Origin of the sequence: Polynucleobacter necessarius (assembly GCF_900096765.1) — a bacterium.
In the GTDB taxonomy this organism is placed as follows: Bacteria; Pseudomonadota; Gammaproteobacteria; order Burkholderiales; family Burkholderiaceae; genus Polynucleobacter; species Polynucleobacter necessarius_F.
Window position 1 is genome coordinate 144,824 of record NZ_LT615228.1, and the last position, 24,358, is coordinate 169,181.

Here is a 24,358-nt window from a genome sequence, read left to right on the forward strand (position 1 = left end):
GGCTAATATGAAGTCGTAGTTCATTCAGTAGTCCTCCATAAGTATTCTTTTAAGCCATCCCACGGGGTGGCTTTTTCTTTTGGTGTTTGATTTCTTGTTAATAGTATGTTAAATTACATAATGTAAATATACATAATGATTATGACCACTAAAGAGCAAAAAATTGACCTTAAGAGAATGCGCAGCTCAGCAGATGCGGCATGCCGCCTGATGAAGGTGCTCAATCATCGCGATCGATTAATGCTTCTTTGTGAAATTAGTCAAGGAGAAAAGTGTGTTGGTGAATTGGAAGAAATTCTCGACATTCATCAGCCCATGTTGTCGCAACATTTAACAAGCCTAAGGGTATCAAAGCTTGTAAAAACTCGCAGGGAAGGTAAGCAGATTTACTACTCGCTGGGAAGCGAATCTGCATTAGCGGTCATCGAAGTTTTATATCAGCAGTTTTGTAAGAAATAATCAAAAGGGGAAGTATATGAAATGCAATGTTGGTGGTATCGATCGAATTTTACGAATCGTTGTGGGCTTGGTTTTGGTGGGTCTAGCAGCCAGTAATGTAGTCGGTGCGTGGGGATGGATAGGGATAGTTCCGCTTGCAACTGGGTTATTTAGATTTTGCCCCCTATATCCAATCCTTGGATATAGTTCGTGTGGAACTGGCTCAAACTATGGCGGCGGCGGATGCTGCAAATAAATGGAGTATTAAATGCCAAAAGACTACAAACAAATTACCAAGGATATCTCTACCTCACTTGCTAAGCTTAGAGCTGAAGCTCCGGAAATGATGAAGGGATTCGGAGATTTGGCAGCTGCAGCAACCAAAGATGGGGTATTGGATAAAAAGACCAAAGAGCTGATTGCGCTTGCATTAGGTGTGGCAGCACGTTGTGACGGCTGTCTTGGATTCCATACTCAAGCCTTAGCTAGATTGGGCGCAAGCAGGCAAGAAGTAATTGAAACTTTGGGCATGGCGACATACATGGGCGGAGGGCCATCATTAATGTATGCAGCCGATGCATTAAGTGCGTTTGAGCAAGCGCAAATTTAAATAAAAGCGTATAACAAAATAAAAAGCCTCGCACTGCGAGGCTTTTTGCTAAGTGGGATAATAAAATATACTTTATTGCGCAACAGCCTCACGAATCATGCCTGCGGCAACAGTATGGTTAGTCGCTTCATCAATCAAAATAAATGCGCCAGTACGTTGGGATTGATCAAATAGATCGGCAACGATAGGCTTTTGCAAGATGAAGTCTACACGTCCAATTTCATTAGTAGATAGTGCATGCACATCACTGGCGTGTGAGAGGGTTTGCACATCTAATACTTGTTGAATGTTCTTCACCTTTGCGCCAACAGTATTGCTGGTGTGGCGCAGAGCATATTTGCGGGTCAATGAGAGTGGTTCGCTATCTAGCCAGCACAAATCAGCAGAAAGCTGTTTGCTTAACACTGGTGGCTTACTATCTTCTGCACTAATAAACAGTGAGCCACGCGAGATATCAATATCTTCTGCTAACTGAATAGCAACAGCTTGACCAGTTTGGGCAGAGTCAACGGCATTGCTACCATTGGTTTGTTTGTTGCTTGAGCGGTTGCCTAAATAGATCTTAGAAACTGTCGCTTCAGAGCCACCTGGTAGAACCTTAATCTTTTGACCTTTGCGAATACTGCCAGACTCAATCTCACCAAGGTAGCCACGGAAGTCATCAGAAGCGCTGCCATCTTGGCGTGCCACATACTGAACAGGGAAGCGCAGAGCGAGTTTTTCGGACTCTGGGCTGGTATCTAAGCTTTCCAACCACTCAAGGAGGGTGGGGCCCATATACCAAGGAGTATTTTTGCTGTTGGTAACAACGTTGGCGCCTAACAAAGCAGAGATGGGAATTAAGGTTGGCTTTGGTAAACCAATCTTTTGAGCTAAATCTTCGATAGAGGATTTGATGGTGTTGTAAACCTTCTCATCAAACTCAAATAAGTCTATCTTGTTGATAGCAAACACAACATGACGTAATCCCAATAAATGAACAATTGCAGCATGGCGCTTGGTCTGTGCCAGTAAAGTTGCTGGAGTGGTGCTGAGATCAACCCGGGTGGCATCGACGAGGATGACTGCTACGTCAGACTGTGAGGCGCCAGTAACGAGGTTGCGGGTGTACTGCTCATGACCTGGCGCATCAGCAACGATGAATTTACGCTTAGGTGTTGAGAAGTAGCGATAGGCTACATCAATGGTGATGCCTTGCTCACGCTCAGCCTCAAGACCGTCAGTCAGGAGGGCTAAGTCCACGCCAGCATCGGAAGAGGTGACGCGAGCATGTTTTGTTTTAGAGAGAGACTCTAATTGATCGACCAAAATCGATTTGGTGTCATACAGTAAACGCCCGATGAGCGTGCTCTTGCCGTCATCTACGCTACCAGCAGTAATGAATCGAACAACGTTTTGGTGATTTTGATTGGTAGTCATCAGAAGTAACCTTCTTTCTTACGGCGCTCCATCGAGGCCTCATTGGTTTGGTCATCCATGCGAGTTGCGCCACGCTCAGTGATTTCGGTAATCGCGGTCTCAGCAATGATGTCCAGGGGGTTAGCTGCAGTGCTCAATACGGGGCAGGTACAGCTGATATCGCCCACGGTACGAAAGCGCACATCCAGAATTTCACTTACATCACCAGCTGCCTTAGGGGTGACGTCGGTCACAGGTACCAAGAGATTATTCTTCTTCACCACTTCACGTTTGTGGGTGTAGTAAATGCTTGGCAGGGCTAAATTTTCACGGGCAATGTATTGCCAGATATCGAGCTCGGTCCAGTTGGAGATCGGGAACACGCGCATATTTTCACCTTTGGCGATGCGTGCGTTATAGAGATTCCATAACTCTGGGCGTTGTGCCTTAGGATCCCATTGGCCAAACTCATCACGGAAAGAGAAAATGCGCTCTTTAGCGCGCGCCTTTTCTTCGTCGCGGCGTGCGCCACCCATTAGGGCGTCAAACTCATATTCAGCGATAGTTTCAAGTAGGGTGACAGCTTGTGCAGCATTACGAGAATCTGTTTCTTTGCGCAAACGCACCGTGCCTTTTTTGATGGAGTCTTCAACATGACCAACAATCAGTTTTACGCCGGTATTTTTCACGACCTCATCACGATACTGAATCACTTCTGGGTAGTTATGACCAGTATCAATGTGCAAGATTGGGAATGGTAGTTTTACAGGGCGATCGCCAAACTGGAACGCTTTACGAGCGAGGTGAAACATCACGATAGAGTCTTTGCCGCCCGAGAAGAGCATAGCTGGATTAGAGCACTGTGCTACCACTTCGCGAATGATGTAGATAGATTCGGCTTCTAGCCAATCTAAGTGATCATCGAGTAATTTTTGTTCTTGCATTCTGTAAGTCGCTTATAATTTCTACTAAGTTTGAATAATGAATTTGATTATTGATTAACGTGCAATCCACACTCTTTGCTATCGCTTTGTAACCACCACCAGCGACCAGCACGAATATCCTCACCCTTCTTGACCTGACGGGTGCAAGGCTCACAGCCAATGCTGGGGTAGCCTTTCAGGTGCAGGGGATGGATTGGAACGTTCTCTTGTTTAATGTAAGCCCAAATGTCTTCTTCAGACCAATCAAACAAGGGATTGAATTTAGCGATGCCCCGAGCGTCATCTAATTCTTCAAAATTTAGTTCAGTGCGAGTGGTGGATTGCTCACGTCGCTGACCAGTAATCCACGCATCAGCACCAATTAATGCTGCATTCAGAGGTTTGATCTTACGTGCGCCACAGCAAGCTTTCTTGGGTTCTTCGCCTTCATAAAAGCCATTCATGCCGTATTGATCAATGAAGGCTTGTACATCCGCTTCTTGCGGATAGACTTTCTCGATCGAAACACCATAACGATCTTCAGTAGTCTTGACCATATCAACGGTTTCTTGATGAAGACGACCAGTAGCTAAGGTGAATAATTTAACCTAGGCATTGGCTTTTTTGATGGCATCGGTGACCACCATATCTTCTGCGGCCAAACTCGTTGCAAAGCGCACGTCTGAAAAGCGTCTCGTAATTTCAGCGAGGCGCTCAACTAAAACGGCTGTTTTTTTGACGAGCTCCTCTGGGGTGAGTGTGCTTGCTGGGATAGACCAAAAAGTGGGTTTTTCGAGGGTAGAAGTTGGTATTTGCTGTGTTATTTAAGTACTCCGAGAGGTATGCTAAAAGGTGCTTCCTGCTCAGACACAGCAGTTTATTGGCTATTCTTATTACTTACAAATATATATAAGTCATCTTTTTATACTTAAAAGTAATGGAAATGAGGAATGTTGGAGGCCTAAAACCTTTTTTTAGTCTAAATCGATGTCGGTTTCTGGTTTAAGGGCTGCCTTGACCTTGGCTTCATCTAATTTGGGCGAGCATAGCTCAATGAATTCATAGGCAAAACCACGTAAAAAGTAGCCTTTTCGTAATGCAATGCGGGTCGTGTTGTTCTCAAAAAGATTGCCAACATCGAGCAGACTCAGTTTGGTATCACGGTCTGATTGGTAGGCCATCGAAGCGATGATGCCGATTCCTAATCCAAGTTCAACATATGTTTTGATCACGTCAGCATCCAGAGCTGACATGACGATATCTGGCGTAATGCCTGCTTTAGCAAAAGTTTCGTCAACCGATTTTCTTCCAGTAAATCCTTCGTGGTAAGTGACGATTGGATATTCAGCAATATCTTCGAGCGTCAGATTTTTCTTGTTCTCGAGGGCATGACCTTTTGGAACTACTACGGTGTGATGCCAAGAGTAATAGGGGAAGGTGACCAATTCAGGAATTCCTTCCAATGCCTCAGTAGCGATACCAATATCTGCACGACCCTCAAGCAATAGCTCTACGATTTCTTGAGGACTACCTTGATGAAGGGCCAGATGTACATTCGGAAACTTTTTCTTAAATTGACTCACCACATTAGGTAGTACATAACGCGCTTGCGTATGAGTAGTGGCAATAGTGAGTTGACCTTTATCTGCTTGGCTAAATTGAGCACCGAGTTGCTTAATATTTTTGGTGTCAAGCAAGATGCGCTCAACAATCGTGAGGAGCTCTTTTCCAGGCTCGGTAAGGCCGAGAAGGCGTTTTCCTTTACGAACAAAGACGAACAAAGAGCTCGACCCCGAGTTCATCTTCCAAATCTAGGATGTGTTTACTAACCCCAGACTGGGAAGTGGCTAGAGCATTACCCACTTCAGTCAAATTGAAGTTGCGGCGAACGGTCTCACGAATAATACGAAGTTGTTGAAAATTCATAGTGACTCTATTGCCTTAATTCTTTGTAGGTTTTTCGAACACGCGCAGTTGGGAGGGAATGATTCTAACTTGCTGCCCTTCGGTGAGTCCGAGTTTAGCCACTTCTAATTTGGGCAGCTCTACTCCATAAAACTGCTGAGCGTATTCACCGCTATCAGTAGATAGTGCAGAGAGCTCAATTCGTGAGTTCAAGCCAAATGAAAGAATGCGATCAATTTTGGCTGGCACGCCATCTGATCTGCCATTATCAACAACGATATCAAGTTCATGAGGCCGCGCAAAAGCCAATACTGGCGCTCCCTGTGAAATACTGTTGGCATGATTGTGCTCAAGTTTGTCATTACCCACCTGTATACCTTCACCTTCAACACGTCCATGAAATAAGTTCACATTGCCCAAGAAGCCATAGACAAATGGCGTTGCCGGTCTTTCATAGACCTCATCAGGGCTGCCAATTTGTTCGACATTGCCTTGATTCATGAGAACTACTCGATCCGCCACTTCCAACGCTTCTTCTTGATCGTGGGTGACGAAAATAGAGGTGATATGCAGCTCATCATGCAGTTGGCGCAACCAGCGACGTAATTCTTTGCGAACTTTTGCATCTAATGCGCCAAAAGGCTCATCCAATAAAAGGACCTTAGGTTGTACAGCGAGCGCTCTTGCTAGAGCAATACGCTGGCGTTGTCCACCAGAGAGTTGTGCGGGGAAGCGATCATGCAGCCAATCGAGCTGAACCAATTTCAGTAACTCATGTACTTTGTCAGCGATTTCTTCTTTACTTGGACGCTCTTTACGACTTTTTACTTGCAACCCGAATGCAACATTATCAAAAACAGTCATGTGCTTGAATAGCGCGTAATGCTGGAAAACAAAGCCTACTTGACGATCGCGAACTGGGGTTGCTGATGTATCAATTCCATCCAAAATAATATTGCCGCTATCTGGTGTTTCCAGGCCGGCAATAATACGTAATAGGGTTGTCTTACCACAACCAGATGGGCCTAAAAGGGCAACCAATTCACCAGAAGGGAAATCCAAAGAAACATTGTTGAGCGCAACAAAGTTTCCAAATATTTTGTTGATATTTCTGACTTCAATACTCATAACGGTCCTTCGATTGCGGGCGGGGCATTTGTTTCGGATTTAAGGCGCCATTCAACATAAGTTTTGGCGGCTAAAGTAAGTAGGGCTAATAGTGCGAGTAAAGAGGCCACTGCAAATGCAGCGACATAGTTGTATTCGTTGTAGAGAATTTCTACTTGTAATGGAATAGTGTTGGTATAGCCGCGGATATGTCCGGATACCACCGATACCGCTCCAAATTCACCCATGGCGCGAGCATTACAAAGAATGACGCCATATAAGAGGCCCCATTTAATGTTGGGAAGGGTTACATACCAAAAAGTTTGCCAACCATTTGCACCCAATACCGTTGCTGCCTCTTCTTCTTCCCGACCTTGAGCTTCCATCAACGGAATCAGTTCACGTGCTACAAATGGAAAGGTTACAAAGATCGTTGCGAGGATAATTCCGGGAACCGCAAAGATAATCTTGATGTCATGCTCTGATAGCCAGCCACCAAACCAGCCTTGCGCTCCAAAGACGAGCACAAAGATTAGGCCTGCAATCACGGGTGACACTGAGAATGGAATATCAATCAGGGTAATGAGGAGATGTTTTCCTCTGAAATCAAATTTAGCGATTGCCCATGAAGCTGCTACCCCAAATACAAGATTTAAAGGAACCGCAATTCCTGCCGCTAGCAAAGTCAATTTAATGGCAGACCAGGTATCTGCCTCAGTCAGTGCGTTGAAGTAATAGACCCATCCTTTATGTAAGGCCTCTGCGAATACTGAGAATAGCGGCAGCAATAAGAAGATGCCAAAAAAACTCAAGGACAGAAATAAAACAAGCGATTTAACGATTGCGGAATCACGGGTAGCGCTACTGCGCTCAAAGCGGGTTATGCTCATTAGCGAGTCCTCCCGGTTCTTTTTGCAGTCCAAGCCTGCAAACCATTGATTGCCAGAAGCAAAATCATAGAAATCGCAAGCATTACCGAAGCAATCGCTGTGGCACCAGCATAGTCATACTGTTCTAGTTTGGTAATGATCATCAGCGGCGTGATTTCAGAAACCATGGGAATGTTTCCGGCAATAAAAATTACCGAGCCATATTCTCCGACTGCACGGGCAAACGCCAGGGCAAATCCAGTTAATAGTGCAGGAGTCAGAATCGGTAAAACGACTCTCGTAAAGGTTTGCCAGCGACTGGCCCCTAGGCTTGCTGAGGCCTCTTCCAGCTCAATCTCAATTTCTTCAAGAATTGGCTGAGCTGTTCTCACTACAAATGGAACCCCAATAAATATCAATGCGACCAATACACCCCATGGAGTAAAGGCTATCTTGATGCCAAGCGGTTCGATGTACTGCCCGATCCAACCATTTTTTGAATAAAGGGCTGCTAGCGCAATACCAGTTACAGCGGTGGGCAGTGCAAAAGGGAGATCCACGAGGGCATCCACTAAATTTTTGCCAATAAAGGTATAGCGAACTAAGGACCAGGCAAGCAACAGCCCAAAAATAGAATTAATAAATCCAGCCAGTAAAGCCATACCAAAGCTCAGGCGATAAGAGGCCGTCACTCTAGGGGCGGTCACTTCGTTAATAAATTCGCTAAAAGTAAGGCTCGTTGTCTTAAAAATCACTGCAGACAGTGGAATTAAGACAATGATGGATAGATAGGTGATGGTGTAGCCAAGCGATAAGCCAAAACCGGGGAAGATGCTATTTTTCTTTACTGAAGACATCCCGAGAGTCTAGGGTTTAGACCTATAAAAGGGAAACAAGAAAAGATCATTAACTTATATGCAAATTGCATATAAGAGCTCACATCCATAAAAAACAGCCCAGAGGGTAATGTCTGGGCTGTTTAGGTTTAATTCATCACACTACTTTTGAAGCTTATTTGACAATTATTTCGTCAAAAACACCGCCATCGTTAAAGTGGGTTTTTTGGGCTTTCTGCCAGCCACCAGAAGTTTTAGGGTTTGGTGTGATGACTTCGATACCTGGTTTGGCGAGGTCATTCCAATCCTTAATGCCTTTTGGATTGCCTTTGCGAACCAAGAAGACGATTGTCGATGTGTATGGTGAAGAGTTATCTTTGAATTTCTTTTGCCAATCTTTAGCAACTAAGCCTTTTTCCGCCAAGATATCAATATCGTAAGCGAGGGCAAGTGTTACCACGTCAGCATCTAAACCATCAAGTACGGCGCGGGCTTGTTTGCTTGAGCCCCCATGAGATTGTTTGATAGAAATATCTTGGCCAGATGTTTTTTTCCAATCGGCAGTAAACACCTTGTCGTAATCTTGATAAAGCTCACGAGTGGGATCGTAAGAGACGTTCAAGATCGTTTGCTGAGCATAGGCTGAAGAAATTAGTCCAACCCCTAAAAACAGTATTGCTGCGAATTTTGATAAACTAATGCGTTTCATTCCAATTCCTTTCATTTGATGAAAAGAATTTAGAGAAAAACCCTTAGGCTGAGAAGCAAGAAAAAGTGGATTGGTTATCGTTAAATTGAATTAGAGAAGAATTGTCTTTTAAAACAATACGTTGGCTTTCTTCCTGAGACTCTAGAACAGAGTGTTTAAAGTGGTTAAATAGTTTAAGGCCATCGGGCCATGGACCAAAACCAGAGGCGGTATTGATATGGCCTGCGTCTTTGAGTGTAAAGGTGCAACTGCCCCAGCAGTTCCCCCAAAGTTGTGCTTTAGAAGCCTGCATCCAGGGATCGTTATCGCTTGCAATGAGAAGGCTGGGAACAGGAAGCCTATTCGCTGGAATTTGAGCGCGAATACTTTCTGACGCGCCAATTCCATGCCAGCGTTTTACGCCAGATTGATCAAAACGCTCTGGATCTGCCGGTGCTACAAGCATGAGGCCAGCAACCTTTTCAGGATTTTCGATGGCAGCCAAAATACTAGCAAGGCAGCCACGCAGGGGAAACTAGATCAGTTAATGTACGGCCAATATTGGTAGCCCAGTTCGACAAAATGGGCTGCTCCCAATTCTGATAGATTCGTTTGGATCCAGGAATTTGAGCTTCTATCCAACTTTGCCAATGAGCATCCTCGCTACCGCGATAACCAGGAATGATGAGGGTATGAGTATTTGTCATGGTGAATTTGGCATCACTGTAGAACTAAATACGCCAACAAGGAAACAAGAAAAAATGCTATCCATATTCAGGAAAGCTTATCTGTAATTCTTAGTTCTCTTATTGCTAGTTAAGTCATAAATTTCATTTGTTTATTCAATATCCAAATGATTTATGTCTAGTCATCGTCCAGTATCTCATTCATTCCAACTCCCCCAGGTGGTTGCCCAACTGCGGTTATCTCGCGAGGAAACCCATAAGATTCGTCATCTTGGCAGAGTGCGGGAGCTTCCATCAAGAGAGGCCTTAGAGGAGGTACTGAAGGGTGTTTTTGCTGCTTTATTTCCCACTCATTATGGGAGATCCGATTTAACGGATGAGAGTATCGATTACTTTGTAGGTAGTGTTTTGAGCGTAGCTTTGAACACCTTATCGGAGCAAATTCGACGCGGTTTGTATTTTTCTTCAAATAGCAATTTGGAGGAAGAGGCAACATTTGATGCGCTAGCAGAAAAGCTGACCACTCAATTTGCATCTGAACTTCCTGCAATACGGGCATTAATTGTGAGTGATATCCGTGCTGCCATGAGTGGTGACCCGGCAGCAACCAGTGTTTCTGAAATTCTCTTGTGCTACCCCGGTGTTAGTGCAGCCATTCATTACCGCATTGCTCACGCCTTATATGAGTTAGGGACGCCTTTATTGGCGCGGTTTATCTCTGAGATTGCGCATTCAAAAACAGGCGTCGACATTCACCCGGGCGCCAAGATTGGGGAAGGTTTCTTTATCGATCACGGAACTGGCGTAGTCATTGGTCAAACAGCCATCTTGGGCAAGAACGTCAGGCTTTATCAAGCAGTGACTTTGGGGGCGAAGCGCTTTCCTGAAGACGATGAAGGCAATCTTATTAAGGGCGCAGATCGACACCCCATTTTGGAAGACGATGTGGTGATTTATGCGGGTGCAACGGTGCTTGGTCGCATCACGATTGGCGCTAGATCAACGATTGGCGGGAATGTCTGGCTAACCAGGAGTGTTCCGCCTGATAGCAATATTTCACAAGCGCAAACACTGGGTCACTAGACCTCATCAATTTATTTCAATGTTTTTAATCAACCACTAAAGGAGTAGTTATGGCAGAAGTTATTCAAAGTCCAACCGCATTAGGCGATTTAGCAGCACGGCAATTAGCCAATGCAACCAAGACGGTACCCCAGTTATCCACTATTTCTCCTCGTTGGTTAACTCAGCTTTTAGGTTGGGTTCCGGTTGAGGCTGGCATCTATCGCCTCAATAAAGTGATTAATCCATCCGAAGTATTAACGGACTGTTCTAGTCGCGATAACGAGCGCGTATTGCCGCAAACTTTTGTGGATTATGATGCAAACCCACGCGAGTATTTCCTGAGCGCTGTTAATACTGTGTTGGATGTACATACTCGTATTTCTGATTTGTATAGCAGTCCATACAACCAAATCAGCGAGCAGTTACGCTTGACGATTGAGACCGTTAAAGAGCGCCAAGAGGGTGAGCTCATTAACAATGCTGAGTATGGCTTGCTAGCTAGCGTAGCGCCTGATCAGCGTATCAAAACCCGAACTGGTGCACCAACACCAGATGACTTGGATGAGTTGCTTACCAAGGTTTGGAAAGAGCCTGGATTCTTCTTGGCTCACCCAAAAACGATTGCAGCATTTGGTCGTGAGTGCACCCGCCGTGGTGTTCCCCCTCCAACAGTAGGCTTGTTTGGCAGTCAATTCTTGACATGGCGTGGTGTTCCATTGATTCCTTCGGACAAGGTCAAAATTCAAGATGGTAAATCTTCTATTTTGTTAATCCGTACTGGAGAGAAGAAGCAGGGTGTAGTGGGCCTATATCAACCAAATTTGCCGGGTGAGCAAAGCCCAGGCCTATCTGTGCGCTTTATGGGTATTAACAATAAGGCAATTGCCTCTTATTTGGTTTCCTTGTATTGCTCTTTGGCAGTCTTGACTGATGATGCTCTCGCAGTTCTTGATGGTGTTGAGGTTGGTAAATATCATGAGTACAAGTAACCCAGTTCATCCAGGCTTGCTAGACCCCAAGGTATTGGCTGACTTGGCTAATCAAAATTTCTCCGATTACCAGCCACAGTCAAATAGCTTTGGGGATCCGCGCGGAAATCTCCCGAGTGGCGTAACTAGTCACTCTTTTCAACCCAATGCATCTTCGGATCTGGCGGCGATTGCCCAGCAAGTGCTCGCCTCTTTGCAGCATAAGCCTGGAGGCGAGTTACCTGATCACAATCCCAGTTCATTGAGTTTGGGTGATCCACGCGGTAATTTGCCCACTGGGGTAGCAAGTCATTCTTTTCGCCCTCCAAGCTCATTAGATGTGTTGGCTGTTCCGCAGCAAGCTTTAGGTGGTCCAGCGCAGCAAGCTGGTCATGATGAGCTAACAAAAAAACCGAGCTCACTCTCTTTGGGTAGAAGTTTTGGCGCTGAGCAATTTATTCCTAACTCGCTATTGGGCGACTTGGTCAATCCCAGCAATGAATTATTTGTGAACCAGATAATTCTGGACGATATTTCAGTGCCCAAGTCTCAAAATACGGCACTTGATCCATTACTAGTTCGTAAGGATTTTCCAATCCTATCTGAACGCGTAAATGGACGTCAGCTGGTTTGGTTTGACAATGCTGCGACCACTCAAAAGCCGCAATCAGTTATTGATCGTATTAGCTATTTCTATGAGCATGAGAATTCTAATATTCATCGTGCCGCTCATGAATTAGCTGCTCGTGCTACCGATGCCTATGAGGGTGCCCGTGAAAAGGTACGCGCATTCATTAATGCCAAATCAGTAAATGAGATTATTTTTGTTCGCGGCACTACTGAGGCAATTAACTTAGTATCCCAGAGTTGGGGGCGACAAAACCTTAAAGAGGGCGATGAGATTATTCTGAGCAATCTTGAGCATCATGCCAATATCGTTCCTTGGCAATTACTCGCCAAAGAAAAAGGTTTGCGTATTCGGGTGATTCCGGTAAATGACGATGGCGAACTGCTCTTGGATGAGTATCAAAAGCTATTCAATAGTCGTACTAAGCTCGTGAGCTTTACCCATGTTTCAAACGCATTGGGTACGATCACTCCAGCAAAGAAGATTATTGAAATTGCACACTCGGCAGGCGTCAAGGTATTGCTTGATGGTGCTCAATCTATTTCGCATATGAAAGTGGATCTACAAGACCTTAATCCAGATTGGTTTGTATTTTCTGGCCATAAGGTTTTTGGACCAACGGGTATCGGTGCTCTCTACAGCAAGGAAGATTTGCTTAATGCAACTCAGCCTTGACAGGGTGGTGGAAATATGATTCAGGATGTGACGTTTGAGCATACCAAGTTTCATGATGCACCTAGTCGTTTTGAGGCGGGAACAGGCAATATTGCTGATGCAGTAGGCCTGGGAGCGGCAATCGATTACGTCAATTCTGTTGGCATTGAATTGATTGATCAATATGAGCACCAACTCCTGCTATATGCAACTCGCTTATTAAAAGAGGTTCCAGGTATTCGGTTGATTGGTACGGCCAAAGATAAAGCTAGCGTTTTATCGTTTGTTATTCCAGGAATTAAGACTGAAGATATTGGAGCAGCTTTAAATAAAGAGGGAATTGCAGTGCGTTCTGGTCATCATTGCGCTCAACCTATTTTGCGTCGTATGGGTGTAGAGACAACCGTTCGGCCTTCATTGGCTTTTTACAATACCTGCCAGGAAGTAGATCATATGATTGCGGTGCTTCATCGTATTCGCAGTCAGCACTAAATCAATGTAGTTGTAGCAATAAAAAAGGCCACGCAATGTGGCCTTTTTTTTAATCAAATCATTGAAGTATTTATGCGAAAGATTCTTCGAACTCTGCATATTTAATGGTACTCATCAAGAAGAGGATGCGACGTTGAAAGCTTTTGCGTTCCTCAACTTGCTCATGCGAAAGTTGATCATGTTCTCGCAGTAACTTGGTGATTACTGGGTTATAGAGCTCTCGAACAGGTGACATGAAGGTTCCTAACAATCCTTTGTTTTTCTTGCTTCTCTAATTGGCCCAGGATTTTTAAGATAGAGCTACTTATTAGGGGGAATATATGGCAAATCAGGGGAGTAAGCACGCGAAGGAGCAGCGCTTTTATGGGTCCTTGCTTGGCGCTTTGACAGGGGTGGCTTTAATTGGCCTCGCAGTTCATTTAGGCGCTATAAATGATTTCTTGGCTTCTTTATGGATTAATGGCGGGGATGTATGGGATTACTTTCGAGGCATTTCGATAGCTGGTAGTTTTATCGCAGGAGTTTGGTTGATTGGTAGGCACATCAGCAGGGAGGGTGTCGCTGAGCACTTTTATGAGCATACCCCTTACTAAGAAGTTATGCCAAAACGAGTTTAATTCCAACTAATAGCAAAGTAATTGCCAAGGCAGTGCGAGTCAATTTTTCGGGGAGGGTGCTAGAAAGTTTGGCACCCAGCCAAATAGCCGGAACGGAGCCTACTAACAGGCCAAATAAGAGTGTGAAATCCACATTGCCTAACCACCAATGTCCAAAGCCTGCCAGAGCGGTTAGCGGAACTGCATAAGCAATATCCGTCCCTGCAACTTCAGCGGTCTTTAAGTGTGGGTAGAGCATCAATATGAGAGTTGCTCCAATCGCACCTGCTCCAATCGAAGAAATAGTGACAAGTAAACCAATTGCACCACCAATCAGTACGGTCGCAACAATCTTAAGGCCGACTCCATGAGGCATCTTCTTGGGGTTTTTCTTTACCCACTCCAGAATTCTGGCTCTAACAGTTAGCGAAAGTGCAGTAAGAAGAACGGAGACGCCAATCGAGAAAGTAATCAGGTGTACCCAGTCTTTTGATATTGGCCCGAGCTGCTTGAGAACCAAAATAGATGCGGTTGCTGTTGTTAGACTACCGGCACATAAAAGACCAACAATATCCCATTTCACATTGCCATGAAGACGATGGGCTGCTGTGCCAATACCTTTGGTAATCGCAGCAAATGCTAAGTCAGTGCCTACGGCTGTAGTTGGTGCAACACCAAAGATTAGCGTCAGAATTGGCGTCATCAAAGAGCCCCCACCAACACCGGTAAGACCAACTAATAAACCGACTAGGGCACCAGAAAAAACGTAGTGCAGGGACCCCTGCAAAGCGTCAAGCATTCCCTAATTTACTTCTCAACGAACGCGCGTTCGAATACGTAATCACCCATTTGGCCTAAGCTTGGAGAGACTTTGAAGCCTTCGGCATCAAGCATCTCTGATGTTTCCTTAAGCATAGAAGGGCTGCCGCAAATCATGGCGCGATCTACTGCTGGATCCAATGGTGGCAAGCCGATGTCCTTAAAGAGTTGGCCCGATTCAATTGCAGTCGTGAGTCGACCAGTGTGTTTGAAAGCCTCGCGAGTGACTGTTGGATAGTAGATTAATTTTTCGCGAATGAGCTCGCCAAGGTATTCATCTTGAGTGAGTTCATTCTTAATGTAGTCAGCATAAGCCAGTTCGCTCACTAGACGGACGCCATGAATCAATACAACCTTTTCAAATTTCTCATAAGTTTCAGGATCGCGAATGATGCTCATGAATGGCGCTAAGCCAGTACCAGTACTAAATAGGTAGAGATGTTTGCCAGGATTTAAATCATCTAGCACCAATGTGCCAACAGATTTTTCGCTGACCAAAATGGGGTCGCCCACTTGAATTTTTTGTAGGCGTGATGTGAGCGGACCATCTTGCACTTTAATGCTCAAAAACTCTAAATGTTCTTCATAGTTTGGACTCGCAACGCTATAAGCACGCACGAGAGGCTTGCCTTCTACCTCAAGTCCAATCATCAAAAAATGGCCGCTACGAAAACGCAGGCCTTTATTGCGAGTGGTGGTAAAGCTAAAGAGGGTGTCGTTCCAGTGGTGAACGGTTAATACGGTTTCGGTGTGATAAGCGGCCATAAAAAGCTTAGTAAATTTTGCAAATCATTGATTATCCTCAAAAATTGACCCTTTTTTGAGGGATTGAAGGATTAACTTTTCATATCAAATGCACTTTTAGTAATAAGGACGTGTTTTTCGAGTTTAAGGCCTTCACCCGCTATGATTGAATGATGACTAGAGCCCAATACTTATATCTATCCCTCCTGAGCTTTGGATTGGTTGCCTATGCTGTGGAGTTGCAGCAAGTTGGTTTCCAGGGGGTGAGCTTCTTACCTTGCCCGCTATGTATTTTGCAAAGAGTGGGTTACTTGGGGGTCGCCATTTTTTGCTTCTTGGCGGTAGGTATCCCGCCTTTGCGTAAATTCTTTCATGGGCTTGCGGTGATATCGGCTGCGTACGGCTTTTCTATTGCTGCTCGCCAAGTTTGGCTGTTATCTCATCCGGAGAGTTCTTGTGGCATTGATCCTTTAGAGACTTGGATCAATCAATTTCAGCTTGCTCAGGGCTTGCCTTGGTTGTTCAAGGCAGATGGCCTATGTTCAGCGCAATTACCAGCCATCTTTGGTCTGCAAGTTCCAGAATGGTCTTTATTCTGGTTTGGCGTACTTTTATTGGTGTTGATAATTACCTTCTTTAGAAAAATCCGTGCTTAGCTAATAACAAAGCCTTCTTTTACAAAACGGGCTATAACCCATAAGATTACTTACTAAACTATTTTTGTATTAAGGAAAGCTGATGACTTACTTTACCGATAACTCCCAAACGATTGGCAAGACGCCTTTAGTTCGTCTTAATCGTGTAACTGATGGGGCTAAAGCCACTGTGCTTGCTAAGATTGAAGGCCGTAACCCAGCCTATTCAGTAAAGTGCCGTATTGGTGTGGCAATGATCAATGACGCCCAAGAAAAAGGCTTGCTTGGCCCCGGTAAAGAGCTGGTTGAGCCAACCTCTGGCAATACTGGTATTGCATTGGCTTTCGTAGCAGCAGCACGTGGCATCCCGCTGACATTGACCATGCCTGAAACGATGAGTATTGAGCGTCGCAAGTTACTGACTGCTTTGGGTGCCAAGATTGTTTTGACTGAAGGCCCTAAGGGTATGAATGGCGCGGTTGCTAAAGCAAAAGAAATTGCCGAATCAGACCCCAATAAGTATGTATTGCTTCAGCAATTTAGCAATCCTTCAAATCCAGCAATTCATGAGAAGACTACCGGCCCAGAAATTTGGGAAGACACGGATGGCAATATTGATGTGTTTGTTGCTGGTGTTGGTACGGGTGGCACTATTTCTGGTGTAGGGCGTTACATTAAACACGCCAAGAATAAGAATATTGAAGTCGTAGCCATTGAGCCGACCACTAGCCCAGTGATCACCCAAAAACTTAATGGCGAAGAAATTAAACCTGCGCCACACAAGATTCAAGGAATTGGTGCTGGATTTATCCGTTGTAGATAAGGTTGAGCAAGTCAGCAATGAAGAGGCCATTGAATTTGCCCGTCGTATTGCCAAGGAAGAGGGTATTTTGGTGGGCATCTCTTGTGGTGCCGCAGCTGCAGTAGCCGTGCGCTTGGCTAAGAAGCCCGAATATGCTGGTGAGACTATTGTGGTTGTGCTGCCGGATGCTGCTGAGCGTTATTTGAGCTCTGCATTATTTGAAGGTGTATTTGATGAGAAGGGTCTTCCTGCCTAAGTAAAAGGGCTATCAATAATTTAAGTGCTTGGGCAGCCTCAATGGTTGCCCAATTTGTTTTATAAGACGTAAAGGTCTATAAATGAGCCTATGAATACATCTCTACGAAAATCCCTCGGCTTTTTATTTCTCACTTTTTCATTAATGCATGCTAGTGTTGCTTTGGCGGACACTAAAACCGTCTATTTCAATGGCGATATTCTCACCATGGAAGGGGATTCCCCGCGATATGTAGAGGCTGTTGTTGTTGAAGGCAGCAAAATTATCTATGCAGGTGATGTAAAGGGAGCCTTTAATTTGGCGGGTGCTGATGCCACCCCTTATGATCTAAAAGGTCAAACCCTGCTACCTGGATTTATAGATACTTGGGGACATTTTTCTCTAATTGCTCAAGATTCTCTCTGGGTTAATTTGGCTTATTTCTCCAAGAATCCTCCCCAAACAAGAGCGCAGCTAATTCAGAAGTTAAAGACCGAAGCTAACGTCTTTAATGGTTGGGTGATTGGTACAGGCTACGCTGAGGCTTTGCTATCTGATGGACCATTGACTCTTGCTGATTTAGATGCGGCCTTTCCTAAGCAAGCAGTCTTGATTGAAAATATTTCCACCCTAACTGGTATAGTGAATTCTGCTGGTCTTAAAAAGCTAGGCATTACTAAACAGACTAAAGCAGTCTCTGGATTTATTCCGGTTGATCCTAAGACTGGTCAATTAACTGGTGAACTCATTGGTATGCCTTATTTAGATGCGGTAGCAAAGGCGGTAGGTAAGTATTCTCAGGATTTAACTTTCGAGACTTATCGTAAGGCCGAGAAGACCTACGTATCGAATGGCTTTACTACTGCGCAAAGCTATGAAGCTAGTATTGCTGATATGCGCGATATGCGATTGGCTGTGGATCGGAAAATTGTCGGGATTGATTTAATTGCCCTGCCGACATTTGATACGGTTGAACAAATGCTTGTAAGCAATCCCAATTTCCAGTTTGGTGCATATAGCCTAGGCGATCACGGCTTTATGTTTGCGGGAATTCAAGTTCCAACTGATGGTGCCCCTCAGTTACGTTTGGCATATTTCTCCAAATCCTATCTCGATACAACTGGCTTTCTAAAGGATTGGCGCGGCTTTGCCTATTACCCTCAGTCTCTAATTGATCGGTATGCCAAGTTGGCTTATGAAAAGAACATCCAGTATTTTGGTTATAGCAATGGCGATGCGGGAATAGATATGACTTTAGCTGCTATCTCTAAGGCAATTGCAGAAACGGGCGTAACAGAAGATCGTCGCACGGTAATTGCCCATTCTTTCTTTGTGCGTGATGATCAGTTAGATGATTACAGGAAGAAAAATATTATGGCAGTCATGATGCCTAACGGAACCTGGATGTATGGAGATACTTATCTCAATACATTAGGAGTCGAGAGAGCTAGTAATCTCAGCCCTCTTAAGAGTGCTAGTACAAAAGGCGTCAAGATTGCCATTCACAACGACACTCCCTCATCAGGGCCTAATGTCTTATTTTCTATCTGGAGCGCAGTCAATCGTAAAACTGTTGGCGGCAAAATACTCGGACCTGATCAATCCATTGGCCCATATCTTGCGCTTCAGGGCTTCACAATCAATGCGGCGTATCAATACAAAGAAGAGGCAAGCAAGGGATCAATTACTGCTGGCAAGTTAGCTGATTTAGTGATGCTTGATCAGAACCCGCTTAAAGTGAATCCCAATGATCTAAAAAATATTCGGGTTACAAGGACCATTAAGCGTGGCGTAGAGGTTTATAGCGATTAACTATTCTTTAAGTCATGTAATAACTAAGGGGGCTACTGCCCCCTTAGTTATTACTCTTGTGATGCGACTTAAAAATTAGCCTTCTTCCTCGCGGCGCAGGTGCGGGAAGAGGATCACATCACGAATATTGGGTGCATCAGTAAGCAGCATGACTAAGCGATCGATACCAATACCGCAACCACCAGTTGGAGGCATGCCGTATTCAAGGGCGCGAATGAAGTCATGATCAAAATACATTGCCTCTTCATCGCCCGCTTCTTTTTGCTCTACTTGCTTGCGGAAGCGATTTGCTTGGTCTTCAGCATCATTGAGCTCTGAGAAGCCGTTGGCAATTTCACGACCGGTAATGAATAATTCAAAACGCTCAGTAATGCCCGGACGTGTATCAGACTCTCTAGCTAGCGGGCTGACTTCAATTGGGTAGTCGATGATGTAAGTTGGCTCCCAGAGGTGCTCTTCAGCAACCAATTCAAACAGTGCTAATTGCAAGGCGCCAATACCCGCGTTCTTCAGGGTAGGGGAGTCAGGATTCTCGCCACCTTTTTTCAACTCAGCACGAATGAAGGTTGCATCATCTAATTGAGCAGCGTCATAGTTTTTGCCAGACTGACCGCAATACTTGAGGATGGCTTCATTAATCGTGAGGCGTTGGAATGGTTTACTTAAATCGAGTTCACGACCTTGGTGGGTCAATACTGCAGTGCCTTGCGCATCAATTGCGGCGGCACGAATGAGGCCTTCTGTGAAATCCATTAACCAACGGTAGTCGGTATACGCCGCATAGAACTCCATCATCGTAAATTCTGGATTGTGGCGTGGGCTCACACCTTCATTACGGAAGTTGCGATTGATTTCAAATACACGCTCAAAGCCACCAACCACTAAACGCTTGAGGTAAAGCTCAGGCGCAATACGCAAGAACATTTGCATGTCTAATGCGTTGTGATGAGTGATGAAGGGCTTGGCTGCTGCGCCACCAGGGATAGGGTGGAGCATCGGAGTTTCCACTTCCATGAAGTCTGCATCAAGCATATGGCGACGCAAAGAAGCGATAGCCTTACTGCGTGCTTTAAAAGTATTGCGACTCTCTGGATTGACGATTAAATCAACATAGCGCTGACGATATTTGGTCTCTAAATCTGAAAGACCATGAAACTTATCCGGGAGCGGGCGTAAAGATTTGCTCAGTAAACGCAAATTGCTGCACTCTACAGATAACTCACCTTTATTGGTCTTAAAGAGATTGCCTTCAGCGGAAATAAAGTCGCCCATATCCCAATGCTTAAAGGCACCATGGGTATCTACTCCAGTGAGCTCATCATTGATATAGAACTGAATTTGTCCGCTGCGATCTTGGATGGTGGCAAAACTTGCCTTACCCATCACGCGCTTGAGGATCATGCGGCCAGCAACTTTGACATGAATCTTCTTTTCTGCCAACTCTTCTTTAGTCAAGCTGTCATAGTGCGCATGCAGATCAGTTGCTAAGTGGGTAGGAACAAAATCATTGGGAAAGGCTACTCCGCTTTCACGTAGCTTAGCTAGCTTCTCGCGCCGCTCGGCAATGATGTGATTCTCATCGACTACTTCAGTGGCTGGTGTGGGGTTGGTTTTATCGTTCATATTTTTAACTAGCAGTGATATTGCACAATGAGAGTGGTTAAACGCCTTGCTTCAGACTGGCTTCAATGAAAGCATCAAGATCTCCATCTAATACTTTTTGGGTATTAGAAATCTCAACGTTAGTGCGTAAGTCTTTAATGCGGCTTTGATCTAAGACATAAGAGCGAATTTGATGACCCCAACCTACATCCGTCTTACTCGCTTCTAACTTATCCTGCTCAGCGCGGCGCTTTTGCATTTCATGTTCATAAAGGCGGGACTTAAGCATGCTCATAGCCTCAGCGCGGTTGCGGTGTTGACTGCGATCGTTCTGACACTGCACCACAATTCCGGTTGGGACGTGGGTTAAACGCACTGCTGAGTCAGTTTTGTTAATGTGCTGGCCGCCGGCACCAGAGGCACGGTAGGTATCAGTACGAATATCCGCTGGATTGACTTCAATCTCAATCGAATCATCGATTTCTGGATATACGTAGATTGAAGCAAATGAGGTGTGGCGTCCATTTGAAGAATCAAAAGGAGACTTACGCACTAAGCGGTGTACACCAGTTTCGGAGCGAAGGTGCCCATAGGCATATTCGCCGTCTACTTTAATGGTGGCGCTCTTGATACCGGCGACATCACCATCAGACTCTTCTAGAATTTCAGTTTTATATCCTTTGCGTTCGCAATACTTGAGGTATTGACGATAGAGCATGCTGGCCCAGTCACACGCTTCTGTACCACCTGCGCCTGCTTGAATATCGATAAAGCAATTACAAGAGTCCATCTCGTTATGGAACATCCGACGAAATTCCAGATCGTTGATGATCTTGCTGTAGGTTTCCACGTCTTGCTCAATGGCAGCAATCGTCTCAAAATCACTTTCTTCTTTAGCCATTTCGAATAATTCGATGGCGCTGGTGATGTTGGTATTTAAATCAGTGAGGGTTGCAACAACACCATCGAGTAATTTTTTTTCTTTGCCCAGCGCTTGTGCTTTCTTTTGGTCGTCCCAAATGGTGGGATCTTCCAGAATTGAGTTAACTTCAGTAAGGCGACGTGACTTTACCTCGAAGTCAAAGATACCCCCGAAGAGCTTGCTCACGAGTGAGCAGATCGGACAAGGTATTCGAAATAGTATTGAGGAGTTGTTCAGCTTCCATCCCCTAATTATAAGGGGGTTATTGTTTGCGACCCTCAGGCAAGTGTTGTCTCGTCGTGCGCTTCGATCATGAGTTGAACGCGGGCTTGCCCCTGATAACGGTCAGTTACTAGGCGGTAGGCTAGTTTGGCCGTGGCCGGCAAGGTTTGGGTGCGGTTAAACCAAACGGCTGTTAGTGGTTTTTGGGTGAGCTGGTTATAAGAGGTATCGCCCCCTAATGGGCGAACCATCAGCCTAAGATGCTTCTCCTTCATAAGGCTTTGCTGCGTGATTTCGAATTCGCCATAGAACACGGGCTGAGGAAATCCTTGTCCCCAGATTTCTTCGGCAAGTAAGTCACCAATTTCAGGGGTGAACTCGGAAGGCGCGAGAGCGCCATCATGTGCGTGGCGACGCTCTAGTAACTCATCGGTGAGTAGGCTGTTTGCAACCTCCTGAAAGCAAGCATCAAATTTTTCAAAATCATTCTTGCGAATCGTCAGGCCCGCCGCCATAGCATGACCCCCAAATTTGAGTATCAATCCAGGCTCACGTTTGGAAACAATATCTAAGGCATCTCGTAAATGAAATCCCGAAAGCGATCTGCCTGAACCACACAGCTCTTCTCCAGTATTGCCATCTGGTGCAAAGACGATCGCAGGGCGATTAAAGCGCTCCTTTAAACGGGAAGCCACAATGCCAACAACGCCTTGATGCCACTCTGGATTCCACAAGCAAATGCTAGAGCGTTGCGCCATCGTTCCATCTAGTTGATCCTCAGAGAGATGCGCTAGGGCAGTCTCTTGCATACCGGTTTCAATGACACGGCGCTCACGATTAATGCGATCTAGTTCTTGAGCAAGGGTCATTGCCTCATCTGAATTGTCAGTTAAGAGTAAGCGAATACCTAGCGTCATATCTGCAAGGCGCCCTGCGGCATTGAGCCGAGGACCGATAGCAAATCCAAGATCAAAGGTATTGGCTTTGCGTGGATCGCGGGCTGCCGCTTGAAATAATGCTTGGATACCAGGCTGAGATATACCTGCGCGGATGCGTTTTAAGCCATTCGAAACAAGTACGCGATTATTGCGATCCAGTTGCGCAACGTCTGCAACAGTCCCTAATGCAACTAAGTCTAATAAATTCTCAACTTTGGGTTGGGTCTCATTCGTATATTTACCGCGCTGACGTAATTCAGCGCGAAGTGCCACTAACAAGTAGAACATCACACCAACACCAGCGAGCGCCTTGCTAGGAAAAGTACACCCTGGTTGATTTGGGTTCACGATCGCCGTGGCTTTAGGAAGTCGATCGCCTGGTAAATGGTGATCAGTGACGATCACTTCCATGCCAAGTTCGCGGGCGCGCTCTACACCAGCCTCGCTAGCAATACCGTTATCTACCGTAATGAGGTATTTTGGTTTTGGTGTTTGTTGTGCCGCAAGCTCAACCACCTCAGGGGTTAGGCCATATCCCATGGTAAAGCGATTGGGAACCAAAAACTGTATGGGTGTGTCGGGTCCACCCAACATCCGTAAACCTCGCAGACCTACCGCACAAGCTGTGGCTCCGTCGCAGTCATAGTCTGCAACGATCAGCATTGACTCTTTCTTCTCCAAAATATCGGCGAGCAATGTTGCTGTGCTCAAACAGTTTTTGAGTTTGGGAGGGGGGATGAGGTTTTTCAGTTCAAGAGATAGCTCTTCTGGGGACTCCAGTCCACGTGCTGCATATAACCTAGCCAGCAGTGGGTGGAGACCACTTTGTTCCAACCAGGTAGCGGTTCGCTCTGAGAAAGGGCGTCGTGTAAACACGCTCATGACTGAATAATCTCTTTCCAAGTCAGTGCTTCTGCCTTTTTCCAAAAACGCCAAGTTTTTTTGATTAGATTCTTAGCGGTAAACAAGCGCTCACGTTTTTTGCCCTTTGGAAAATCAATGATGAGTAATTCATGTAATTGATCATTACTTAAGGCTTCGCACAGGGTGGGCCAAATCAATTCTGCTTGATCAAGCCAAGCAAATGCCCCATGTAACTGATTTGGATTGATATCCTGTTGATAAGGAATATTTAAAAGTTTGGATAGTCCAGCCAGCAAAGGGTGAGACCCATAAATCTGCTTGATACTTTCAAATTCTGATGGCGCTTGCACGCTACTCAATTTTCCGATGCCGCTAATCCATAAGGAATTAATGCTAGGCAAACTACGTTGTTCCCGCTCTTCATTCACGGGATCAATATGCCAGAGCATCTGGATTTCATTTTGTAATTTACGCCAGCGTTTTGCGATTCCTTCTTCATGAAAGTCGCGCGGCATCCACCAGTCAATATTGCGCCCTAAGGATTGATCGACGCTATAACTGGTCAGACTTGCAAAAGGACCCGCCGGAATAAACCAGTAATACCGATTTTGAAACAGCATTGGATGCCCGAAGTCTTCCTCAATACAAGGGAGTGCAGCTTTGAGGAGTTGGCCAGATTCAGATTCTGTGAGATCGATCTGATTTTGGCCCATCAATATGAGGTGGTCACGGGTAGCATGTAGATAAACGGGCTGCAGGCAAGCAATGATCTGATGGGGATCTACTTCTAAAGACGATTGCCCTAGCAATAGCACTGGGGCAACGGGAACTAGGTCCCCTAGCAAAAAAACGTTCGTGCGGTAGACCTTGCGGGGGTTGATCGCCAATCAGTTGATCGTC

General features: G+C 45.3%; 22 protein-coding genes and 5 pseudogenes. 10 read left to right on the forward strand and 17 right to left on the reverse strand.

The features are described from left to right. Positions 1-141 precede the first annotated feature (141 nt). From DXE33_RS00805 to DXE33_RS00815, 3 genes are read left to right on the forward strand one after another with little or no spacing between them, the layout of a single operon-like run. Positions 142-459, forward strand: a complete 318-nt coding sequence (locus DXE33_RS00805) for an ArsR/SmtB family transcription factor (protein ID WP_114638226.1) — start codon at positions 142-144, stop codon at positions 457-459. 16 nt (positions 460-475) lie between these two features. Continuing rightward, entirely contained in the window at positions 476-694 is a 219-nt protein-coding gene (locus DXE33_RS00810; RefSeq protein ID WP_114638227.1) for a YgaP family membrane protein, read from the forward strand. Positions 695-706: 12 nt separating this feature from the next. Then, positions 707-1,048: a carboxymuconolactone decarboxylase family protein gene (locus tag DXE33_RS00815; RefSeq protein WP_114638228.1), complete on the forward strand. Its 342-nt coding sequence runs from the start codon at positions 707-709 to the stop codon at positions 1,046-1,048. A gap of 72 nt (positions 1,049-1,120) precedes the next feature. Here DXE33_RS00815 and DXE33_RS00820 read toward each other — a convergent pair whose 3' ends face one another. The 10 genes and pseudogenes from DXE33_RS00820 to DXE33_RS10330 form a co-directional block, all read right to left on the reverse strand. Beyond that, positions 1,121-2,467: a sulfate adenylyltransferase subunit 1 gene (locus tag DXE33_RS00820; protein WP_114638229.1), complete on the reverse strand. Its 1,347-nt coding sequence runs from the start codon at positions 2,465-2,467 to the stop codon at positions 1,121-1,123. Next, positions 2,467-3,390, reverse strand: a complete 924-nt coding sequence (gene cysD / locus DXE33_RS00825; protein ID WP_114638230.1) for a sulfate adenylyltransferase subunit CysD — start codon at positions 3,388-3,390, stop codon at positions 2,467-2,469. Before cysD ends, DXE33_RS00820 begins: the two co-directional genes overlap by 1 nt. Before the next feature lie 47 nt (positions 3,391-3,437). Further along, positions 3,438-4,193, reverse strand: a pseudogene (locus tag DXE33_RS00830) (phosphoadenylyl-sulfate reductase). Positions 4,194-4,343: 150 nt separating this feature from the next. Beyond that, positions 4,344-5,295: pseudogene (locus DXE33_RS00835) on the reverse strand (CysB family HTH-type transcriptional regulator). A 15-nt stretch (positions 5,296-5,310) separates the two neighbouring features. Next, positions 5,311-6,402, reverse strand: coding sequence for a sulfate/molybdate ABC transporter ATP-binding protein (locus tag DXE33_RS00840; RefSeq protein WP_114638231.1), 1,092 nt, complete (start codon positions 6,400-6,402; stop codon positions 5,311-5,313). Continuing rightward, on the reverse strand, positions 6,399-7,271 hold the full coding sequence (cysW, locus tag DXE33_RS00845) for a sulfate ABC transporter permease subunit CysW (protein WP_114638232.1): 873 nt from the start codon (positions 7,269-7,271) through the stop codon (positions 6,399-6,401). The genes DXE33_RS00840 and cysW overlap by 4 nt, the downstream gene beginning before the upstream one ends. Continuing rightward, complete coding sequence (gene cysT / locus DXE33_RS00850; RefSeq protein WP_114638233.1) at positions 7,271-8,107, reverse strand: sulfate ABC transporter permease subunit CysT; 837 nt, start codon at positions 8,105-8,107, stop codon at positions 7,271-7,273. Before cysT ends, cysW begins: the two co-directional genes overlap by 1 nt. Before the next feature lie 196 nt (positions 8,108-8,303). Continuing rightward, positions 8,304-8,810, reverse strand: a pseudogene (locus tag DXE33_RS00855) (sulfate ABC transporter substrate-binding protein); the annotation flags it as partial. Positions 8,811-8,838: 28 nt separating this feature from the next. After that, positions 8,839-9,279, reverse strand: coding sequence for an RBBP9/YdeN family alpha/beta hydrolase (locus tag DXE33_RS00860; protein ID WP_162785386.1), 441 nt, complete (start codon positions 9,277-9,279; stop codon positions 8,839-8,841). A gap of 4 nt (positions 9,280-9,283) precedes the next feature. Next, positions 9,284-9,481, reverse strand: a complete 198-nt coding sequence (locus tag DXE33_RS10330) for an alpha/beta hydrolase (protein ID WP_114638235.1) — start codon at positions 9,479-9,481, stop codon at positions 9,284-9,286. Between the two features lie 153 nt (positions 9,482-9,634). Here DXE33_RS10330 and epsC point away from each other — a divergent pair, with 153 nt between their 5' ends. From epsC to DXE33_RS00880, 3 genes and pseudogenes are all read left to right on the forward strand, one after another. After that, entirely contained in the window at positions 9,635-10,543 is a 909-nt protein-coding gene (gene epsC, locus DXE33_RS00870; protein WP_114638236.1) for a serine O-acetyltransferase EpsC, read from the forward strand. Between the two features lie 50 nt (positions 10,544-10,593). Further along, positions 10,594-11,514: a family 2A encapsulin nanocompartment shell protein gene (locus DXE33_RS00875; protein WP_114638237.1), complete on the forward strand. Its 921-nt coding sequence runs from the start codon at positions 10,594-10,596 to the stop codon at positions 11,512-11,514. A 43-nt stretch (positions 11,515-11,557) separates the two neighbouring features. After that, positions 11,558-13,267, forward strand: a pseudogene (locus tag DXE33_RS00880) (family 2A encapsulin nanocompartment cargo protein cysteine desulfurase). A 70-nt stretch (positions 13,268-13,337) separates the two neighbouring features. Here DXE33_RS00880 and DXE33_RS09655 read toward each other — a convergent pair. Then, positions 13,338-13,502 (reverse strand): hypothetical protein, encoded by a 165-nt coding sequence (locus DXE33_RS09655; protein ID WP_174222277.1) that lies wholly within the window; start codon positions 13,500-13,502, stop codon positions 13,338-13,340. Positions 13,503-13,587: 85 nt separating this feature from the next. On the opposite strand from DXE33_RS09655, the gene DXE33_RS00885 reads away from it, so the two are divergent. Further along, positions 13,588-13,860, forward strand: coding sequence for a hypothetical protein (locus tag DXE33_RS00885; RefSeq protein ID WP_114638238.1), 273 nt, complete (start codon positions 13,588-13,590; stop codon positions 13,858-13,860). A gap of 4 nt (positions 13,861-13,864) precedes the next feature. Here the strand turns inward: DXE33_RS00885 and DXE33_RS00890 are convergent, their stop codons facing one another. Both DXE33_RS00890 and DXE33_RS00895 read right to left on the reverse strand, forming a co-directional pair. Further along, positions 13,865-14,662, reverse strand: a complete 798-nt coding sequence (locus DXE33_RS00890) for a sulfite exporter TauE/SafE family protein (RefSeq protein WP_114638239.1) — start codon at positions 14,660-14,662, stop codon at positions 13,865-13,867. Between the two features lie 8 nt (positions 14,663-14,670). Next, the gene (locus tag DXE33_RS00895; protein ID WP_114638240.1) at positions 14,671-15,447 is read right to left on the reverse strand and encodes a ferredoxin--NADP reductase; all 777 of its coding nucleotides are present in this window, start codon (positions 15,445-15,447) and stop codon (positions 14,671-14,673) included. 152 nt (positions 15,448-15,599) lie between these two features. Between DXE33_RS00895 and DXE33_RS00900 the strand changes: the two genes are divergently transcribed. The 3 genes and pseudogenes from DXE33_RS00900 (at position 15,600) to DXE33_RS00910 (ending at position 18,910) form a co-directional block, all read left to right on the forward strand. Beyond that, positions 15,600-16,082, forward strand: a complete 483-nt coding sequence (locus DXE33_RS00900; protein WP_114638241.1) for a disulfide bond formation protein B — start codon at positions 15,600-15,602, stop codon at positions 16,080-16,082. A gap of 82 nt (positions 16,083-16,164) precedes the next feature. Further along, positions 16,165-17,119, forward strand: a pseudogene (gene cysK / locus DXE33_RS00905) (cysteine synthase A). A gap of 90 nt (positions 17,120-17,209) precedes the next feature. Beyond that, positions 17,210-18,910: an amidohydrolase gene (locus tag DXE33_RS00910; RefSeq protein ID WP_114638242.1), complete on the forward strand. Its 1,701-nt coding sequence runs from the start codon at positions 17,210-17,212 to the stop codon at positions 18,908-18,910. 75 nt (positions 18,911-18,985) lie between these two features. Here DXE33_RS00910 and lysS read toward each other — a convergent pair whose 3' ends face one another. The 4 genes from lysS to DXE33_RS00930 form a co-directional block, all read right to left on the reverse strand. Beyond that, positions 18,986-20,533, reverse strand: coding sequence for a lysine--tRNA ligase (gene lysS / locus DXE33_RS00915; protein WP_114638243.1), 1,548 nt, complete (start codon positions 20,531-20,533; stop codon positions 18,986-18,988). Positions 20,534-20,570: 37 nt separating this feature from the next. After that, a protein-coding gene (prfB, locus tag DXE33_RS00920; RefSeq protein WP_174222278.1) for a peptide chain release factor 2 occupies positions 20,571-21,678 on the reverse strand; the annotation gives its coding sequence in 2 pieces (ribosomal slippage) (positions 20,571-21,602 and positions 21,604-21,678; 1,107 coding nt in all). Positions 21,679-21,712: 34 nt separating this feature from the next. Beyond that, the gene (gene recJ, locus DXE33_RS00925) at positions 21,713-23,476 is read right to left on the reverse strand and encodes a single-stranded-DNA-specific exonuclease RecJ (protein ID WP_114638245.1); all 1,764 of its coding nucleotides are present in this window, start codon (positions 23,474-23,476) and stop codon (positions 21,713-21,715) included. Next, positions 23,473-24,303 (reverse strand): hypothetical protein, encoded by an 831-nt coding sequence (locus DXE33_RS00930; protein WP_231970276.1) that lies wholly within the window; start codon positions 24,301-24,303, stop codon positions 23,473-23,475. Before DXE33_RS00930 ends, recJ begins: the two co-directional genes overlap by 4 nt. Positions 24,304-24,358: the final 55 nt, after the last annotated feature.

Coding starts and splice junctions, on each gene's coding strand:
- DXE33_RS00805 (WP_114638226.1), top strand. CDS start 142: ATGACCACTAAAGAGCAAAAAATTGACCTTAAGAGAATGCGCAGCTCA.
- DXE33_RS00810 (WP_114638227.1), top strand. CDS start 476: ATGAAATGCAATGTTGGTGGTATCGATCGAATTTTACGAATCGTTGTG.
- DXE33_RS00815 (WP_114638228.1), top strand. CDS start 707: ATGCCAAAAGACTACAAACAAATTACCAAGGATATCTCTACCTCACTT.
- DXE33_RS00820 (WP_114638229.1), bottom strand. CDS start 2,467: ATGACTACCAATCAAAATCACCAAAACGTTGTTCGATTCATTACTGCT.
- cysD (WP_114638230.1), bottom strand. CDS start 3,390: ATGCAAGAACAAAAATTACTCGATGATCACTTAGATTGGCTAGAAGCC.
- DXE33_RS00840 (WP_114638231.1), bottom strand. CDS start 6,402: ATGAGTATTGAAGTCAGAAATATCAACAAAATATTTGGAAACTTTGTT.
- cysW (WP_114638232.1), bottom strand. CDS start 7,271: ATGAGCATAACCCGCTTTGAGCGCAGTAGCGCTACCCGTGATTCCGCA.
- cysT (WP_114638233.1), bottom strand. CDS start 8,107: ATGTCTTCAGTAAAGAAAAATAGCATCTTCCCCGGTTTTGGCTTATCG.
- DXE33_RS10330 (WP_114638235.1), bottom strand. CDS start 9,481: ATGACAAATACTCATACCCTCATCATTCCTGGTTATCGCGGTAGCGAG.
- epsC (WP_114638236.1), top strand. CDS start 9,635: ATGTCTAGTCATCGTCCAGTATCTCATTCATTCCAACTCCCCCAGGTG.
- DXE33_RS00875 (WP_114638237.1), top strand. CDS start 10,594: ATGGCAGAAGTTATTCAAAGTCCAACCGCATTAGGCGATTTAGCAGCA.
- DXE33_RS09655 (WP_174222277.1), bottom strand. CDS start 13,502: ATGTCACCTGTTCGAGAGCTCTATAACCCAGTAATCACCAAGTTACTG.
- DXE33_RS00885 (WP_114638238.1), top strand. CDS start 13,588: ATGGCAAATCAGGGGAGTAAGCACGCGAAGGAGCAGCGCTTTTATGGG.
- DXE33_RS00890 (WP_114638239.1), bottom strand. CDS start 14,662: ATGCTTGACGCTTTGCAGGGGTCCCTGCACTACGTTTTTTCTGGTGCC.
- DXE33_RS00895 (WP_114638240.1), bottom strand. CDS start 15,447: ATGGCCGCTTATCACACCGAAACCGTATTAACCGTTCACCACTGGAAC.
- DXE33_RS00900 (WP_114638241.1), top strand. CDS start 15,600: ATGACTAGAGCCCAATACTTATATCTATCCCTCCTGAGCTTTGGATTG.
- DXE33_RS00910 (WP_114638242.1), top strand. CDS start 17,210: ATGAATACATCTCTACGAAAATCCCTCGGCTTTTTATTTCTCACTTTT.
- lysS (WP_114638243.1), bottom strand. CDS start 20,533: ATGAACGATAAAACCAACCCCACACCAGCCACTGAAGTAGTCGATGAG.
- recJ (WP_114638245.1), bottom strand. CDS start 23,476: ATGAGCGTGTTTACACGACGCCCTTTCTCAGAGCGAACCGCTACCTGG.